The following is a 2,984-nucleotide window of genomic DNA, read 5'->3' as shown; positions in this document are numbered from 1 at the left end:
ACATTATATTGCCTTGTTAAGGTTCCTAAAAAAGCAATAAAGTATGAATATACGTTTTCTGATAAAAATGAGGAATACGTATATGTTTTTTATAAGATATTACTTACTACAATCGTTTTATTTTTTGTATTTTTCTCTATGAATGTATATATATTTAGTAGGCAAATTGCTAGGAAAATAACCAGGCCATTGGATAAACTAGCAACTGGATTTGAGGAAATTGCTAGTGGGAGATATGATAAAAGGTTAAACTATGAAACATATTTTGAGTTAATGCAAATACAGCATTCGTTTAATGTTATGTCGGAAAAACTGGATAAAATAGAGAAAGAGAAGAAGAAGTTAGAAGAAACCAAGCAGAAGATGCTTGTAGATTTGTCACATGATTTAAGGACACCAATTACAACCGTTCAAGGTTTTGTTGAAGCATTACAACTAGGGATCATTACTGAAAAAGGTGAAAGAGAAAGAACTTTGAATGTAATATATAATAAGATTCGAATCATTGCGGTATTAACTGAAGATATTTTTGAACTGTCTAAATTGGAGCATTCTGATTACCCTTTTGAAGTACATCCAACTGATGTATCTGAGTTTATTCGTGAATTGCTTGTAGAATATTATGATTTATTTCAAACGAAGCGCTTAATCCTTCAATATCAAATTCCCTCTAAAGAAGTGATTGCTCCAATTAACAATAGATTACTATACCGTGCTATCTCTAACATAATATCTAATGCCCTACAGTATAATACGGCAGGTACGACCGTGTTTGTATCGTTAATTGAGGATAAAAGCAAAGTATATATAAACATTATAGATAATGGAATTGGAATACCTGAGGATATGAAACAAAGTATTTTTGATGCATTTGTTCGAGTAGATGATTCTCGAGAAAATAATGGGGGATCAGGTCTTGGATTAACTATTGCTAAGCATATAGTAGAAAAACATGGAGGGAGCATAAATTTAGATAGTACAAAGAAAAAAACACATTTCTGTATTTCTTTACCTAAATGCAGTGTGTAAATATCTTATGAAAAGTGTTAGTAAGTTAAATGATTGTATAAAGAGAAAACTCACGATTTACTTCCTTTAAACTTAACTCTAATTCATATGAAATTGTATAAACATAGCAACTTAAAACTGCTCTTCTTTTTGTTAAACTTCGTGACTTTATCGGAAATCTATATTAGCATTTATGTATATGAAGTAAGCATAAAAGGAGATACCATATGAAAATAACAAAAATAACATGTAGTATGATGTTTAGTTTAATACTATTAACATCATGTGATATATCGGATAAAGAAATTAAACAAAAAGCTCAAAGTTATACAAAATCGCAGTATGGTTTTTCTGTTAAACTAAATGAAGTTGAAATACCGGGGAATTATAAAGATTTACTGGGGCCAGATGTACGGATAGCTCATGTACAGCAAGTAAATGAACCGTATTTGCAGTTTCAGCTAGCTTTGGATGGACGAATCTCTCCAAAAGTAGATAGTGATAATTATAAAATCAAAAAAGAAGCGAATGATTTAAAAGAAAAGTTCAATACATATTATGCTGGAAAAGAGAATAACGATATATTCACGTTTGAACAAATGTATACGGGAAATATTGTTTTTGATAAAAAGGAAGAAGCAGAAAATAAAAGAAAAATGTAAAGAAATATGTTACGGCAGTTTTTAGAAGTAATATATTTTTGGATGTAAACAATCCTGTGCATATGGAAAAATTAGCAGAGCTGGCAAGAAGTATTCAAGAATTTAATAAGATAAATGGAAATAATAAGAGTAGTGTGGAAGATATAACGATTCAGTTGCCAAATGCGGATAAGGAGCTATTACAGAGCATTGCAGTAGATTATATATTAACAGCTGATGATGCAAAAAAAGCTCTTGAGAGAAAAGAGCATTATATGGAAGCTTTACTGCTTACAAAATAAAAAAGGGGCTCATTTCGATTTCTTGTTTTATCATTTTAGTCAAGGTGGTTCTTTTAAAACCTCGTATAGGTAATCAGTACGATAAAATGGGAGACATTAGTCATTGCGCTTATCGATGGTAAAGTAGACGTATATAATTTAATAAAGAACCCATGTAACAATACAAATAATAATTTGTATGTGAACGTAAAAAACATCAAGATTGCCCTGAAGAGAGGTAGTCTTGGTGTTTTTTAGTTAAGATTACGATTTTTTAAGTGATTTTCATATTCTGTTAACCACACTAACATCAAGTCCTTTAATTCAATCGTTTCAATTTCGCAAGTGTATTCTTCATCTTCCACATATCGGTGGGTAATCTTTGTATAAACTGATCTTATCTCTAAATCAGAATTGTTACCCCATCACCATCAAGTTAAAGCTTTTTTAGGTCCCAAAAATGAAAAATATGCTATTCCATTTGTAGAATTATAGGAAGGGTGCGTATTTTTCTTTTTGTTTTGCTAACTTGATGTTAATGTGGCGTAACTTTAAGTATTTAAAAATTAAAAAAGTCCCTTAGTCATGTTAAAGGGAACTTGCTCACGCAAATGATCTGTAAATCAATTCATTTTTGATATACAGATCATTTGTATGATAATTTTTATAAATAATTGCTAAATAGTGAATTTACATAAATGCTTTTAGAAGTTCTTGAATTAATGGGATTGCTCCACCTATAAATTTTAAAACTGCCATTGCGATTTCCATATTATTTGCTCCTTTTTTTTCGTATTAAGATTTGGTGAATCTTTATAACTTTATTATAGTAAGCGTTTACGATTATAACAATACATTTATGTATGCAATATTGCATATTTATACATTAGGCCTCTATTAGCCATTTTTTAATGTTACCATAGCAAGGTGAGAGTCTATAAGGGTTTTCCTTAATAGGAGGAAATATGGAAAGAGTGCAAGCGATTTACAGTAATCAAAAATTTAAGAGTTGGGTTAAACAGGTATTAGCTGTAGGAGGAGTAATAGGGTGCTG

1 protein-coding gene and 2 pseudogenes are annotated in these 2,984 nt (G+C 30.2%); 2 read left to right on the top strand and 1 reads right to left on the bottom strand.

Going from position 1 to position 2,984, the window contains the following annotated elements; genetic code table 11:
* The coding region (locus tag DN403_RS30630; protein WP_149186118.1) for a HAMP domain-containing sensor histidine kinase at positions 1-1,029 on the top strand (1,029 nt) is incomplete at its 5' end.
* Between the two features lie 206 nt (positions 1,030-1,235).
* Positions 1,236-1,951 (top strand): annotated as a pseudogene (locus DN403_RS30625) (hypothetical protein).
* Positions 1,952-2,620: 669 nt separating this feature from the next.
* Here the strand turns inward: DN403_RS30625 and DN403_RS32100 are convergent.
* Positions 2,621-2,807 (bottom strand): annotated as a pseudogene (locus DN403_RS32100) (hypothetical protein).
* Positions 2,808-2,984 lie beyond the last annotated feature (177 nt).

It is taken from the genome of Bacillus sp. AY2-1 (assembly GCF_008368965.1).
In the GTDB taxonomy this organism is placed as follows: domain Bacteria; phylum Bacillota; class Bacilli; order Bacillales; family Bacillaceae_G; genus Bacillus_A; species Bacillus_A thuringiensis_S.
Note: the sequence above shows the minus strand (reverse complement) of the source record. Positions and strands in the feature narration are given on the sequence as shown.